At 72.8% G+C, this 13,166-nt stretch carries 18 protein-coding genes; 16 read left to right on the top strand and 2 right to left on the bottom strand.

Annotation, left to right across the window (positions count from 1 at the left end; translation table 11 throughout):
- Window positions 1-52: 52 nt before the first annotated feature.
- The 5 genes from secA2 (at window position 53) to QCZ28_RS09720 (ending at window position 5,259) form a co-directional block, all read left to right on the top strand.
- On the top strand, window positions 53-2,344 hold the full coding sequence (gene secA2 / locus QCZ28_RS09740) for an accessory Sec system translocase SecA2 (RefSeq protein WP_279516275.1): 2,292 nt from the start codon (window positions 53-55) through the stop codon (window positions 2,342-2,344).
- Window positions 2,345-2,526: 182 nt separating this feature from the next.
- Window positions 2,527-3,267 carry a GAF and ANTAR domain-containing protein gene (locus tag QCZ28_RS09735; protein WP_279516274.1) on the top strand — a complete coding sequence of 247 codons (741 nt, stop codon included), beginning with the start codon at window positions 2,527-2,529 and terminating at the stop codon, window positions 3,265-3,267.
- A gap of 342 nt (window positions 3,268-3,609) precedes the next feature.
- Complete coding sequence (locus QCZ28_RS09730; protein ID WP_030332709.1) at window positions 3,610-4,095, top strand: DUF2231 domain-containing protein; 486 nt, start codon at window positions 3,610-3,612, stop codon at window positions 4,093-4,095.
- A 136-nt stretch (window positions 4,096-4,231) separates the two neighbouring features.
- A complete protein-coding gene (locus QCZ28_RS09725; protein ID WP_279516273.1) occupies window positions 4,232-4,426 on the top strand; it encodes a helix-hairpin-helix domain-containing protein in 195 nt (64 codons plus the stop codon).
- 74 nt (window positions 4,427-4,500) lie between these two features.
- Window positions 4,501-5,259: a class I SAM-dependent methyltransferase gene (locus tag QCZ28_RS09720; RefSeq protein ID WP_279516272.1), complete on the top strand. Its 759-nt coding sequence runs from the start codon at window positions 4,501-4,503 to the stop codon at window positions 5,257-5,259.
- A 126-nt stretch (window positions 5,260-5,385) separates the two neighbouring features.
- Here QCZ28_RS09720 and QCZ28_RS09715 read toward each other — a convergent pair whose 3' ends face one another.
- Together QCZ28_RS09715 and QCZ28_RS09710 are read right to left on the bottom strand one after the other, a co-directional pair.
- A complete protein-coding gene (locus QCZ28_RS09715; RefSeq protein WP_279516271.1) occupies window positions 5,386-6,336 on the bottom strand; it encodes a DUF3500 domain-containing protein in 951 nt (316 codons plus the stop codon).
- Window positions 6,337-6,367: 31 nt separating this feature from the next.
- Window positions 6,368-6,760, bottom strand: a complete 393-nt coding sequence (locus tag QCZ28_RS09710) for an ankyrin repeat domain-containing protein (RefSeq protein ID WP_279516270.1) — start codon at window positions 6,758-6,760, stop codon at window positions 6,368-6,370.
- Between the two features lie 63 nt (window positions 6,761-6,823).
- On the opposite strand from QCZ28_RS09710, the gene QCZ28_RS09705 reads away from it, so the two are divergent.
- From QCZ28_RS09705 to QCZ28_RS09655, 11 genes are all read left to right on the top strand, one after another.
- Complete coding sequence (locus tag QCZ28_RS09705) at window positions 6,824-7,201, top strand: signal peptidase I (protein ID WP_279516269.1); 378 nt, start codon at window positions 6,824-6,826, stop codon at window positions 7,199-7,201.
- Window positions 7,202-7,314: 113 nt separating this feature from the next.
- A complete protein-coding gene (locus QCZ28_RS09700; RefSeq protein WP_279516268.1) occupies window positions 7,315-7,770 on the top strand; it encodes a cysteine dioxygenase family protein in 456 nt (151 codons plus the stop codon).
- A gap of 47 nt (window positions 7,771-7,817) precedes the next feature.
- Window positions 7,818-8,300, top strand: a complete 483-nt coding sequence (locus QCZ28_RS09695) for a rhodanese-like domain-containing protein (RefSeq protein WP_167337307.1) — start codon at window positions 7,818-7,820, stop codon at window positions 8,298-8,300.
- Window positions 8,301-8,349: 49 nt separating this feature from the next.
- Window positions 8,350-8,886, top strand: a complete 537-nt coding sequence (locus QCZ28_RS09690) for a winged helix-turn-helix domain-containing protein (RefSeq protein ID WP_279516267.1) — start codon at window positions 8,350-8,352, stop codon at window positions 8,884-8,886.
- 247 nt (window positions 8,887-9,133) lie between these two features.
- Window positions 9,134-9,739: a winged helix-turn-helix domain-containing protein gene (locus tag QCZ28_RS09685; protein ID WP_279516266.1), complete on the top strand. Its 606-nt coding sequence runs from the start codon at window positions 9,134-9,136 to the stop codon at window positions 9,737-9,739.
- Window positions 9,740-9,780: 41 nt separating this feature from the next.
- Window positions 9,781-10,443: a uridine kinase gene (locus QCZ28_RS09680; protein WP_279516265.1), complete on the top strand. Its 663-nt coding sequence runs from the start codon at window positions 9,781-9,783 to the stop codon at window positions 10,441-10,443.
- Between the two features lie 163 nt (window positions 10,444-10,606).
- On the top strand, window positions 10,607-11,005 hold the full coding sequence (locus tag QCZ28_RS09675; RefSeq protein WP_030332729.1) for a TraR/DksA C4-type zinc finger protein: 399 nt from the start codon (window positions 10,607-10,609) through the stop codon (window positions 11,003-11,005).
- Between the two features lie 48 nt (window positions 11,006-11,053).
- Window positions 11,054-11,926: a DUF72 domain-containing protein gene (locus tag QCZ28_RS09670; RefSeq protein WP_279516264.1), complete on the top strand. Its 873-nt coding sequence runs from the start codon at window positions 11,054-11,056 to the stop codon at window positions 11,924-11,926.
- 111 nt (window positions 11,927-12,037) lie between these two features.
- The gene (locus QCZ28_RS09665) at window positions 12,038-12,223 is read left to right on the top strand and encodes a hypothetical protein (protein WP_279516263.1); all 186 of its coding nucleotides are present in this window, start codon (window positions 12,038-12,040) and stop codon (window positions 12,221-12,223) included.
- On the top strand, window positions 12,216-12,644 hold the full coding sequence (locus tag QCZ28_RS09660) for a DUF2267 domain-containing protein (RefSeq protein ID WP_279516262.1): 429 nt from the start codon (window positions 12,216-12,218) through the stop codon (window positions 12,642-12,644). The genes QCZ28_RS09665 and QCZ28_RS09660 overlap by 8 nt, the downstream gene beginning before the upstream one ends.
- Window positions 12,645-12,860: 216 nt before the next feature.
- Window positions 12,861-13,166 (top strand): hypothetical protein, encoded by a 306-nt coding sequence (locus tag QCZ28_RS09655; protein WP_279516261.1) that lies wholly within the window; start codon window positions 12,861-12,863, stop codon window positions 13,164-13,166.

Genomic DNA, 13,166 nt, shown 5'->3' with positions numbered 1-13,166 from the left:
GCCGGGCGGCCGGGCCGCACACGGTGCCCCGAATCGCGTACCGTTGCCGCTCATGGGTGTGTCTCAACGGTTCAAGAGCAAGTTCCGGCGGTTCCTCCAGCGCCCCGGCTCGACCGTGGATCTTGCTCCGCTGGAGAAACTGCTCCCGGCGATCGAGGCGCGCGAGGCTGACCTCGCCGCGCTCGACGACGCCGAGCTGACCCAGGCCGCGGGCGTCGCCGCCGACTACGAGGAGATCTGCGCCGTCGGCCGCGAGGCCGCCCGCCGTGGCCTCGACCAGCGGCCGTACGACGTGCAGCTGCTCGGCGCGATGTCGCTGCTCTCCGGCAAGGTCGCCGAAATGGCCACCGGTGAGGGCAAGACACTGACCGCCACGATCGCCGCGTACGGGCACGTGCGGCTCGGCAACGGCCCGGTGCACGTGCTCACCATCAACGACTACCTGGCCCGCCGCGACGCCCAGTGGATGGAGCCGGTCTACACCCTGCTCGGCCTCACCGTCGGCTGGGTCAACGAGGCGTCCACCCCGCAGGAGCGGCGCGACGCGTACGCCTGCGACGTCACCTACGTGTCGGTCAGCGAGGCGGGCTTCGACTACCTGCGCGACCAGCTGGTCACCGACGTGGAAGACCGGGTGCAGCCCGCGCTGAGCACCGCCATCGTCGACGAGGCCGACTCGATCATGATCGACGAGGCCCGGGTGCCGATGGTCCTGGCCGGCGCGGTGCCGGGCGAGCAGGACCCGGTGCACGCCGCCGCCGCGCTGGTCCGTGGCCTGCGCAAGGGCAAGCACTACACGGTCGCCGAGGACGGGCGGAGCGTGGCGTTCACCTCCGCCGGCCTCGCCGCCATCGAGGCCAAGCTCGGCATCGACCTGTACGACGAGGAGCACGTCGCGCAGCTCTCCGCTGTCAACGTGGCGCTGCACGCGCACGCCCTGCTGCACCGCGACGTGGACTACATCGTCCGGGACGGCACCGTCGAGCTGGTCGACGAGATGCGCGGCCGGGTGGCCCAGCGCCGCCGCTGGCCGGACGGCCTCCAGGCCGCTGTCGAGGCCAAGGAGGGGCTGGACGCCACCGCCGAGGGCGAGGTGCTCGGCACCATCGCCATGCAGGCGTACATCGCGCTCTACCCGAAGGTGTGCGGGATGACCGCCACCGCCGTGCACGTCGGCGACCAGCTGCGGGAGTTCTTCAACCTCGAGGTCGCGGTGATCCCGCCGAACACCCCGTGTATCCGTGAGGACGAGCCGGACCGCATCTACGCCACCCGGGCCGAGAAGGACGAGGCGCTCGTCGACGAGATCCAGCGCGCGCACGCCAAGGGGCGGCCGGTGCTGGTCGGCACCCTGGACGTCAAGGAGTCCGAAGGGCTGGCCGCCGGGCTGAACGCCGCCGGGGTGCCCTGCGTCGTGCTGAACGCCAAGAACGACGACGAGGAGGCGGCGATCATCGCCGAGGCCGGCGCGTACGGCGCGGTCACCGTCTCCACCCAGATGGCCGGCCGGGGCGTCGACATCCGGCTCGGCGGCAGCGACCAGAGCGACCAGGAACGGGTCGTCGAGCTGGGCGGGCTCTACGTGATCGGCAGCGGCCGGCACGACAGCCGCCGGGTGGACGACCAGCTGCGCGGCCGGGCCGGCCGGCAGGGCGACCCAGGTGGCTCGGTCTTCTTCGTCAGCCTGGAGGACGACCTCGTGGTCCGGCACGCCGCCGACTCGGTGCCGGCCTCGCCGCGGATGAACGCCGACGGCCTGGTGACCGACGACCAGGTCGACTACGCGGTGGAGCACGCCCAGCGGGTCGCCGAGGGCGTCAACCACGAGATCCACCGCAACACCTGGCGATACAGCGTGGTGATCGAGCAGCAGCGCAAGGCCCTCGCCGCGCGCCGGGAGCGACTGCTGACCAGCGACGTGGCAGCGGTGATGCTGCTCGAGAAGGAGCCCGAGAAGGCCGGCGAGATGGACGAGGACCTGCTCGCCCGTGCCGCGCGGTCGATCGCGCTCTACCACCTCGACCGGCTCTGGGCCGAGCACCTGGCCGAGCTGTCGGAGGTCCGTGAGGGCGTGCACCTGCGCGCCCTGGGCCGGCTCGACCCGCTGGACGAGTTCCACCGGGCGGCGGTGCCCGCGTTCAACGACCTGATCCCGGAGATCGAGGCCCGCACCATCGCCACCTTCAACGAGACCGAATTCGATGAGGACTGGCAGCCCGACGACGGCACCCTGGTCCGGCCCACCGCCACGTGGACGTACCTGGTGCACGACAACCCGTTCGGGTCGGAGCTGGACCGCCTGATCGCGTCGATCGGTCGGCGGCTCAGCGGCACCTCGCGCTGAGTTACCGGACGTCCGGGGCCCCTGTTGCGCCTTCAGGCGCGGCAGGGGCCCCGATTTACGCCGTTTCGACCCAGGTTTCCTAGGGTAGTAGGGCTGGTCGGTCGAGTCGGGAGAGAGCAGACGATGACACAGGTGACGATGCGTGCCGGGCAGGCGCGAGACGGCACGGAGGCTGCACACCGGTGAACCTCGACACGCGGGAACCGGTGGTGCAGACCCTCGGCGTCCTGGAAGCAGCCGCGCTGTTACGGGAGCTGACCGCCGGGCTGATCGCCCTGACCGACTTTGATGAGGCTCTGCTGGCCCTGGTCCGGGTCACCCGGGACGCCGTCGCCGGGGTGCGCTGGTGCGGGTTCACCGCGCTGCGGGCCGGCGAGCCGGCCGGGGTGGCCGCCTCCGACGAAGGACTGGCCGGGCTCGACGACCTGCGACACGATCCGGATTCGCCGGCGATGAGCGCGATCCGCCGCCGCGAGATGATCCTCGCCGCCGACCTGGACGGTGAGCCCCGCTGGCCGGCCTGGACGGCGCGCGCCCGCGACCTCGGCGTACGCGGGGTGATCTCCGCGCCGGTCGACATCGACGACCAGGTCATCGGCGCGATCAACCTGTACGCCGCCGCGCCGGACATGTTGACCCCGCAACACCAGTTGACCGCGATGCTGCTCGCCGAACACGCCGGACTGCTGCTCGCCGCCGTCCGCGACCGCAGCCGGCAGCTCACCCTCGCCAGCGAACGGGACGCCTCGCTCCTGCAGGACGGAGTGGTCGGCCAGGCCGTCGGCGTGATCATGACGCAGCGCGGTTGCCCGCCAGCCGAGGCCCTCGACGTGCTGCGGACGGCCGCGTCATCACTGGACATACCGCTGCGTGAGGTGGCCGAACGGCTGGTCCGGACGGTCTCCCGCTCACGCGACACCTGACCACCCCGCCCGCCGTCCCGCGCGGTCCCCGCGTTCCGCGCGGTCCCCGCGTTCCGCGCGGTCCCCGCGTTCCGCGCGGTCCCCGCGTGATCGACTCGCGTTTCTTAAAGTCGGGGTGTCCGGGCCGGTGGGACGGCGCGGTTTCCTGAAAGCCGAGTGGATCAGTCCGGATGGCGGGGTGTCCCGGCCGCCCGGATGGCGCGGTTTCCTGAAACGCGAGTGGATCAGGGCGGGTGGTGTCCGTTCGTCCGGTCAGCGGCGAGTCGGACCGTTTCGTTTCGTCTCGACCGACCCCGGGTAGCACTCTGGTCAGGTGAGCTGCGCCGACCCGGGGGAGGACCGATGCAGAGCCGGCTGCGGGTGCAGGGGCATCCGATCCAACCGATGCTGGTGACGTTCCCGCTCGGGCTGTTCGTCAGTGCCACCGTCTTCGACCTCACCGACGTCGTCGGCGGGCCCGCGTTCTTCGGCGAGGTCGGCTACTGGACGGGCATCGCCGCGCTCGTCGCTGCCGCGCTGACCGCCGTGGCCGGCATGGTCGACCTGTGGGACGTGCCGGGTGACCGTACCCGCCGCACCGCCGTCGCGTTCAACCTGGTGAACGCGGTGATGGCCGCCATGTTCCTGCTCACCTGCCTGGTCCGGTCACATTCCCCGCAGCGCGGCGCGTCGGTCGCGATCCTGGTCACCGAGCTGGTCGCGTTGGCCGTCGGCGGGGTCGGCGTGCACCTGGGCGCCCGGCTGATGCGTCAGTTCGACAGCGGCCGTGTCGAGGCTGGCGGCCTGGACGCGCTCGCCGGCTCCACCGGCGAGATCGCCCGCCCCTGACCCGACCGCCTGCCAGGACCGCCGGGCGCGTGAGCCGGGCCGCTGATCACCCGCATGGCGTCGAGTTGCCCGCATGGCGTCGAGTCGCCCGCACCGGGGTCGAGCATCCGGGCGGTCGGCGGTCTACCATCCGCCGATGACCTCCTCGCTGGACACGCTGCCGAAGATCGGTGCGCCGGCCACCCGGGCTCTGCACGGCGCCGGCTACACCGCGTTGCGTCAGCTCGCGGGCGTACCCCGGGCGGATCTGGCCAGGCTGCACGGCATGGGTCCGAAGGCGCTCGACATCCTGCAGGCCGCCCTCGAAGAGCACGAGCTCGGTCTCGGCTGAGCCACCGCCGACGCCCCGCCCGGCCGGCGGCAAATGGGTTGCCGCCCGGGTGACCGGCCGCGAGGCTGAGCGCCATGACTGTCGAGCGTGACGCCGAGGACCTGATAGCGGAGGCCGCCGCGGCGCCCGTCGATGGTTGGGGCTTCGGTTGGCTGGCCGGCCGGGCCACCGAGGAACGTCCACCGTGGGGGTACGCCCGGCTCGTCGCCGACCGGATGGCGTACGCCGATGCGGCACTGGACGTGGACACCGGCGGCGGGGAGGTGCTCGCCGAGGTGCCGCGTCGACCGAAGCTGCTGACGGCGACCGAGGCGTGGCCGCCGAACGTCGAGGTCGCCCGAGGGACCCTGCGTCGGATCGGTGCGTCGGTGGTGGCGGTCGCGCCGGAGGGGCCGCTGCCGTTTCGCGACGCCTCGTTCGACCTGGTGGTCAGTCGGCATCCGGTGCGTACCGACTGGGTGCAGACGGCCCGGGTGCTGCGGCCGGGCGGAACGTTCCTGTCGCAGCAGATCGGGGCCGGCACCATGCGGGAGCTGAGTGAGGCGATGCTCGGGCCGTTGCCGCCGCCGACGCAGCGCCACCCCGAGCAGGCGGCCGCCGCTGCCGAGGCCGCTGGCCTGCGGGTGGTCGACCTGCGGCGGGCCACCCTGCGGGCGACCTTCGCCGACATCGGCGCGGTGGTCTGGTTCCTGCGCAAGGTGATCTGGACGGTGCCCGGGTTCACTGTCGACCGCTACCGCGCACCCCTGGCCAACCTGCACCGCCGCATAGTCGACGAGGGCCCCTTCGTCGCCCACGCCCACCGTTTCCTCATCGAGGCCACCCGCCCCTGACCTCCCCCTGGACATGCACCGATCTTGCACTTTCGGTCGCCGCAAAAGCCACTCACCCGGGCAGACCGACCACCGAAACTGCAAGATCGGCGGGAGTAGGGGTGGGGGCGCGGGGGCCGGGGGGCGTTAGTGCGGGTGGGTTTGGTGGTGGGTGGCCAGGACGTCGGCGCCGAAGTCGCTGGCGGGGCGGCGCAGCACGGTGTGCGCGTGGTTGCCGTCCGCTGTGGTGTTGTCGTACTCGATCAGCAGGTCGTCGCCCTGCACCCGGTAGTAGTGCCGCCGCCCGGGTTGGGTCGGGCCGGCCCAGGCGAAGTGCAGCGCGCCGGCGTCCAGTCGGGTCGCCTCCCGGATGGCCAGCTCGGGCGGCAGCCGGTCGAGGTAGAGGGCGACCACCTGGTCGAGCAGCGCGCGGCCGGTCGGTCCGAGCCGGTGCGCCGGTACGCCGAGCGGCTCCAGCGGCCCGTCGACGCGCCCACGGGTGGCGCTGATGATGTCCGCCGGCGCCTCGTCGGCGATGATGGCGGCGGCCCGTTCGGCCGGGCCCAGCGCGTCGAGCAGGGCGCGGGCCAGGTCCTCCTCGACGCCCAGTGGGCGGGAGACCGGCCGGCCGGCGTAGCGGACGGCGGCCGGGTTGGCGCCGAAGAAGATCGGCGCGGGGGAGACCTGACCGTCCACCACTGTCATGTTCACCGACAGGTGGTGGCCTTCGAGTCGCCACGCCCAGCGGTCGTCACGCGCCGGGTCGCCGAACACGGCCACCCAGTAGTCGGCGCTGTGCCGCCCGCGCTGCCAGCCCTCGGCCCGGTCCAGCACCTCCTCCAGGGAGATGATGGCCATGGCCTGCGCGTACGCCGAGGGGCTGAGCGCGGTGGCCAGCAGCCGGTGTGCGGCCTTGCGGGCGGTGACGTCGAGGTCGGCGAGGCAGACGCCCGGTCGGGGTCGGGGCCGGTATTCCAGCCAGCGGCGGGCCGCCTCGTCGTCGAACGAGTGCACGGCGCGCTCGCGGGCGGCGGGGTCGAGCGCGGTCAGCAGCGCGGTGCCGGCGGCCCGCATCTGCTCCGGCAGGGGATCTTCCACCGACCCTGTATACCGCCAGGCCGGGCCGGTGTCAGCCGACGCGCAGCAGCTCGGTCATGTCCGGTAGGTCGAAGAAGCGCGCGGTTTCGAGGGCCGACGGGTTGCCGTGTGCCGGGTCGGCGCCGGCGGCGAGCAGCGCGCGGACCGCTTCGGTGCTGCTGCGGAAGACCGCCGCGGCCAGCGCGGTCTGACCCCGGTCGTTGGCCCGGGTGTGGTCGGCGCCGCGGCTGAGCAGAGCGGCCACCGTGTCCGGGTGGGAATGGTACGCGGCGAGGATGAGCAGCGTGTCGCCCTTGTCGTTGGTGAGGTTGACCGGCAGGCCGGCGTCGAGTTGTGCCGCCAGTTCGTCGGTGGAGCCGGCCCGGGCCAGGTCGAACATCCGGTGCGCGAACGCCAGCGTCTCGGCGTCGAGGTCCTCGGTCACCGCCCCAGGTTAGTCGTACCGCTGCTGATAGGTTGCTCGGCCGGCGCGCTGGGGAGGGATCCGATGGGTGAGACGGTGTACGTGGGCAACGCGGGTGTCGACGGCGCCACCAACGCCGGTTGGCTGCTCGGGCATTTCGCGCCGCCGGGGGAGATCCGGCACAGCACCGATGTCGAGGTGAAGTGGGGTGTGCATCCGCCCGGGCAGGCGCGGTCGCGGTGGGCGACCGGCGAGCTGCGCACCACGCTGCTCGTCCTCGTCGAGGGGTGTTTCCGGGTGGAGCTGCCGGACCGGACGGTACGGCTGGCCGCCCCGGGCGACTACGTGGTGTGGGCTCGTGGGGTGGACCATTCCTGGTTCGCCGAGCGCGCGTCGGTGGTGTTGACAGTGCGGTGGCCGTCGCTGCCGGGCTACCGGGTGGACCCGCCGGTGCTGCGCTGACCGACCCGTGGGGCTGACCGGGCGTCCCAACAGGCGGAATTACCTACTAAACCTATAGGCTTTGCCGTCTAGAGTACGAGGGCACCCCGCCGAACGACCCGCGAGGAACCGCCATGACGCACCACCGTCCGGAGCCCGACCTGCTCACCGTTGCCGCCGGGTGGGCCGACCCGGCCGGCTGGCCGGTGGCGCTGCGGTTCGACCCCGCCGAGCGCTGGTACGCCCGCCTCGCCGTCAGCGACGAGCACGAGGTGTGGGCGCTGAGCTGGCTGCCCGGGCAGGGCACCGACCTGCACGACCACGGCGGCTCCTCCGGAGCGTTCCGGGTGGTCGCCGGCGTGCTCACCGAGCAGACCGTCAGCGCCGGCCGGCTCCGCCCCCGACTGCTGTCCGCCGGTGCCGGCCGGCGCTTCGGCCCCCGGCACGTGCACCAGGTGACCAACCGGGGCGCGGACCCGGCGGTCAGCGTGCACGTCTACCGACCGGCACTGCTGCGCATGACCCGCTACCACCTGCTGGACGGTCGGCTGCGGGTCGCCGAGGTCGCCGAGGCCGGCCGGTCCTGGTAGGTCGGCGCACCGAGATCCCCTGTCACCGGAAGGAACCGAGAATGCAGATGACCGCCGAGCACTGTCCCGCCCCCGTGCCTCCGCCGGGCTCCCGGGGCATCGACGAGATCCTGGCCGCCGCCCGGGCCCGGCTGCGCCGGCTGGACCCGGAGCGGGCGCACCTGGCGTACCGGAGCGGTGCGCTGCTGGTCGACATCCGCCCGGCCGCCCAGCGGGCCGCGCACGGCGTGGTGCCGGGCTCGCTCATCGTCGAGCGCAACGTGCTGGAGTGGCGCTTCGACCCCCGCTGCCCGGCCCGGCTGCCGCAGGCCGTCGACTACGACGTACCGGTGGTGATCCTCTGCCAGGAGGGCTACACCTCGTCGCTGGCCGCCGCCGCGTTGCAGGACGTCGGCCTGCACCGGGCCACCGACGTGGTCGGCGGGTTCGCGGCCTGGCGGATCGCCGGCCTGCCCGCCCTCGGCCCGACCCCCCTGCACCACCGCGCACCCCACGCGTCCCCGGTCAACGCCGGCCGGACGCGCCGCTGACCGTCACGCCACACCCGGCGTGGCGGCCCACCGCCACTCAGGAGGCACCATGTCCGTCGTCGCCATCCCCACCCGCCGCCACCCGGGGGTACGCCCGGCCCGCCCGCGCACCGGCCCGACCCTGACCATCACCCTCGACCTCGCCCCGGGGCCGTTGAGCCCGCGGCTGGCCCGGCTGGTGCAGCTGCTCGGTGAGCTGGCCGAATCGGGGGAGGGGCAACTGCGTGCCGCACCGGGGCCGCACCCGGTCCCACTCCCCGCCACCCCCGAGCCGTCCGCCGACGCGGACCACGTCCGCATCCTGGCCGGGTCGCGGACGGTCCGCCGGGGCGACCACGTCATCGCGCTGACCCGCATCGAGTACGAGCTGCTGCTGTTCCTGGCCGAGCGGCCGCGCCGGGTCTTCACGCGCCTGCAACTGCTCTCCAGCGTCTGGGGCTACGAGCACGCGGTGGCCCGGACGGTGGACGTGCACGTCCGCCGGCTGCGCGCCAAGCTGGCCGGCTCCGAGGTGATCACCACGGTCTACGGGGTCGGTTACCGGCTGGCCGACGAGGCAGCGATCAGCGTGGACCACAGCGGCTGAGCGCTGGTCCGGCGGCATGTGACCGGCCTGGTGAACCGGTCGGGGACCCCCGTATCGGGGCATCTCGGCGACTCTGCTGTAATCATCAGGCCTCGTACGCAGAGCGAGCATCTGGCTCCGATGTGTTCGTCAATTGTCACATTCATGCAACGCAGCCGCCTCTTGACCCTCGCCCAAGCGCCGGGAAGCATCGATGAAGCGGCGTCCCGGGCCGTGGGGAGATACCCGGACCAGCCCAAGGAGGACCATGTCGGTCAGCCCCGCCTCGTCGCGCGCCGGATGGCATACGTCCCAGCCCGCGGTGCCCGGTCGACCTCCCGGCGGGCAGCGTCGCCCGGCGAACACCGCCGCGCCCGTGCTCACCGTGACGCTGTCCATCCCGCTGGCCTGTGAGGAGTCGCTGACCCCGGCGGCACGGCGGCTGCTCGAGGCCGCCCGGGAGATGCTGGAACGGGGCGAAGGCGTGATCATCGGTTCGGTCCCGGCCGAGCGCCGCCCCGACCAGACGCCCGCCGCCCGGTCGGCGGCCCGCCCGATCAGCCCGACCATTCCCGCCCTGCACATCCTCGCCTCGTCGCGGTCGGTGCTGCGCGACGACGAGCCGCTGCCGTTGACCCGGCTGGAGTTCGACCTGCTGCTGCACCTGGTCGCGCACCCGCGCCGGGTGTTCACCCGGCTGCAACTGCTCAACGCCGTCTGGGGCTACGAGCACGCCGGCGTGCGTACCGTCGACGTGCACGTGCGTCGGCTGCGCGGCAAGGTCGGCGTGGACGTTCCGCTGGTCACCACCGTCTACGGCGTCGGCTACCGGCTGGCCGACGACGCCCGGGTCACCATCGACCGCACCGGCTGACCGGCGTCGCCGAGCCACCCGACGCGGGGCAGGATGGTCCGGTGCGCATCCGCCCCATCTCGCCCGACCTGCTCGTCACCGAGCTGACCGGTCGGCTGGCCGACGCGGCCACCCGCGCCGCGACCGCCGCCGCCGGGCCCGCGCGGCTACGGGTGGCAGTGGACGGCGCTCCCGCCGCCGGCGCCGACGCACTGGCCGCGGCGCTCGTCGACCCACTGCGCGCCCAGGGCCACCCGGTGCTGCACGTCCGCGCCACCGACTTCCTCCGCCCGGCGTCGCTGCGCTTCGAGTTGGGCCGCACCAACCCGGACTCCTTCTACGAGGCCTGGGTCGACGAGGCCGGGCTGCGCCGCGAGGTGCTGGACCCGGCCGGTCCGGGCGGCAGCGGCCGACTGCTCCCGTCGCTCTGGGACGCCGACGCCGACCGGGCCAGCCGCGCCCGCTACGTCGACCTGGCACCCGGCGGCGTCGTCCTGGTCAGCGGCCCCCTGCTGCTCGGCGGCGGCCTGCCCTTCGACGTGACCGTCCACCTGGAGCTGTCCCCGGCGGCGCTGCGCCGGCGTACCGAAGCAGCCCAGGAGTGGGCGCTGCCGGCCTTCGACAGGTACACCGAGGAGGTCGTCCCGGCGAGCTTCGCCGACGTGGTGGTACGCGCCGACGACCCCCGCCGACCGGCGCTCGTGGAGCCCGACCAGGACGGCTGACAACAACCGAGAATCTGTCGGTTTGCGCGGCTGATCGGGCGGGTACTCGCCCGGCTCACAGAGCGCGGGTGATCGCCCGCGCACCGAACGCGACCGTGACCGAGGCCCCGTGCCGCCGGCATCCGGTTCACCTTGAGGCAGAGGCCCAGAAAGGCAGGCAGCGATGCTCGTCCACGACACGGTCGGTACGACCCGGTCCCAAACGGAGATCGACCAGATCCGGCAGTCGCTCCAGGCGCGCTACGACGAACTGACCGGCGAGTACGACCAGGCGGTGCTCCAGAGCCAGGTGCTGCGGCTGGTGGAGGTCGGCGACACCGCCGGCGACGACCAGGCCGACAGCGGCACCAAGACGGCCGAGCGGGACACCGCCCAGTCCCTGTTGCGCACCATCCTCGACCGCCGCGCCCAGTACGAGCACGCCCTCGGCCGGCTCGAGGAGGGTACCTACGGCTGGTGCGAGGGCTGCTCGGCGGCGATCCCGGTGGAGCGGTTGGAGATCTTCCCGTCCGCCACCACGTGCGTGACATGCAAGCAGACGCGCGAGCGGCGGGCGGCCTGAGCCACGCCAGCGGTTGCCGGTCGGTCCGCGACGCGATGGACTGCACCAATGGGTGACATCCTGGTGGGCACCGCGTCCTGGACCGACCGCACACTGCTGGACTCGGGGTGGTACCCGCAGACCGCTGACACCCCGGAGAAGCGGTTGGCGTACTACGCCCGGCAGTTCCCACTCGTCGAAGTGGACGCCACCTACTACTCGCCGCCGGCCGAGGCGACCGCCCGGCTGTGGGCCGAGCGCACCCCGGCAGGCTTCACCTTCAACATCAAGGCGTTCAGCCTGCTCACCGGGCACCCCACCCGGGTCAGCGCGCTCTACAAGGACCTGCGCCCCGAGACCGACAAGAAGAACGTCTACCCCGACGACCTGCCCGCGCAGTCGTACGAGGAGGTGTGGACGCGCTTCCTGTCCGCGTTGGACCCGCTGGTCGAGGCCGGCAAACTGGGCGCGCTGCTGTTCCAGTTCCCGCCCTGGTTCACCATCAAGCGGGCCAACAAGCAGTACCTGCTGGAGGTGGCAAAGCGCTGCGCGCCCCTGCGCCCGGTGTACGAGTTCCGGCACGCCTCCTGGTTCGACGGCGACAACGCCGACGAGACCCTGGCCTTCCTGCGCGAGCACCACCTGCCGTACGTGTGCGTGGACATGCCGCAGGGCCACCGCTCGTCGCTGCCCCCGGTGCTGGCCGCCACCGCGGACCTCGCGGTGATGCGTTTCCACGGCCACAGCGACAAGTGGACCAGCAAGGACATCCACGAGAAGTTCGGCTACCACTACTCCAAGCGGGAGTTGGCCGACTGGGCGCCGAAGTTGCGCGAGCTGGCCGACGAGGCCGGGCAGACCCACGTTCTCATGAACAACTGCTACCGCGACTATGCGCAGACCAACGCGAAGACCCTCGCCGGTCTCCTCGACGGGGACTGACCTCACCCGATTCGGGTGGTGCCGCATCACCCGCCCCGCGGCGAGGGTGGACGCGGTGGGTACGGCCGTCCGCGGACGGTCGACGCCGGAGACGACACGGAGGTGACGGGGATGACGGTTCGACTGGTGACGGATCGACGGCGTGGTGCCGTCCTGCACGTGGTCGGCTCGGCCGACAACATCCGGCGAGCCCCGCAGGGCAGCCCGGTGCGGGCCCGCCGTGGGCCGGCGGGGCCGCCGCGCCGCGCCGATGACCGACGGTGGGACACCACGGAACGGGGGTCGACCAATGGCTGACTCGATGATCTCGGCGTTCGAGTCCTCGCTGGACAAGACGAACATCATTCTCAAGGACATCGAGGACGCCTACGGTTGGCCGAAGGAGCGACGCAACCAGTCGTACGCGGCCCTGCGCACGGTGCTGCACCTGCTGCGCGACCGGCTGCCGGTGGACGAGAGCGTGGAGTTCGCGCAGCAGTTGCCGGTGCTGGTCCGGGGCATCTACTTCGACGGCTGGGTGCCGTCGGACGTGCCGATCAAGCTCAACCGCGACGACTTCCTCTACGAGGTGCGGCAGGGCTTCCCGTACGACGCGGAGGGTGGTCCGGAGCGGGTGACGCAGGTGGTGCTGGACACCCTGCGCCGCCACGTCACCCAGGGCGAGTGGCAGGACGTGAAGGACACCATGCCCAAGGATCTCGCGGTGATGATGCCGTGACCGCCTGACGCCGCGAGCCCGCCCGACCGCCGTCGGGCGGGCTCGGTCATCGGAGGCCCACGCCATCCCGGCACTCTCCGCCGCCGCGAGTGAACCGCCCGTGTCGCCCCGGTTCGGCGTCTACGGTGAGGGTTAGAGAAGATCGCGCGTGGGGTACCACCCGCAGCACGACGGACCCCGGCGCACGGCGGGGGCGGCACACCCGAGGGAGTACCGATGGCACTCAACGATGACGACATGCAGACCACCGGCGGCGGCGGCGTGGAGGGCCCGGCCGACGGTGGTGCGACCCCCGGTCAGCACGACGGTGGCGCCGATGGCGGCGCGGAGGGTCCCGCCGACGGTGGTGCGACCCCGGGTCAGCACGACGGTGGTGCTGACGGCGGCGCGGAGGGTCCCGCCGATGGCGGTGCGACCCCGGGTCAGCAGGACGGTGGTGCTGACGGCGGCGCGGAGGGTCCCGCTGACGGTGGTGCCACCCCGGGTCAGCAGGACGGTGGCGCCGACGGCAGCGCCCGGTAG

Origin of the sequence: Micromonospora sp. DH14, from assembly GCF_029809455.1 — a bacterium.
GTDB classification, from domain to species: Bacteria; Actinomycetota; Actinomycetes; order Mycobacteriales; family Micromonosporaceae; genus Micromonospora; species Micromonospora parva.
The sequence above is the reverse complement of the archived record's forward strand: the minus strand, read 5'-3'. Positions and strand labels throughout refer to the sequence as shown.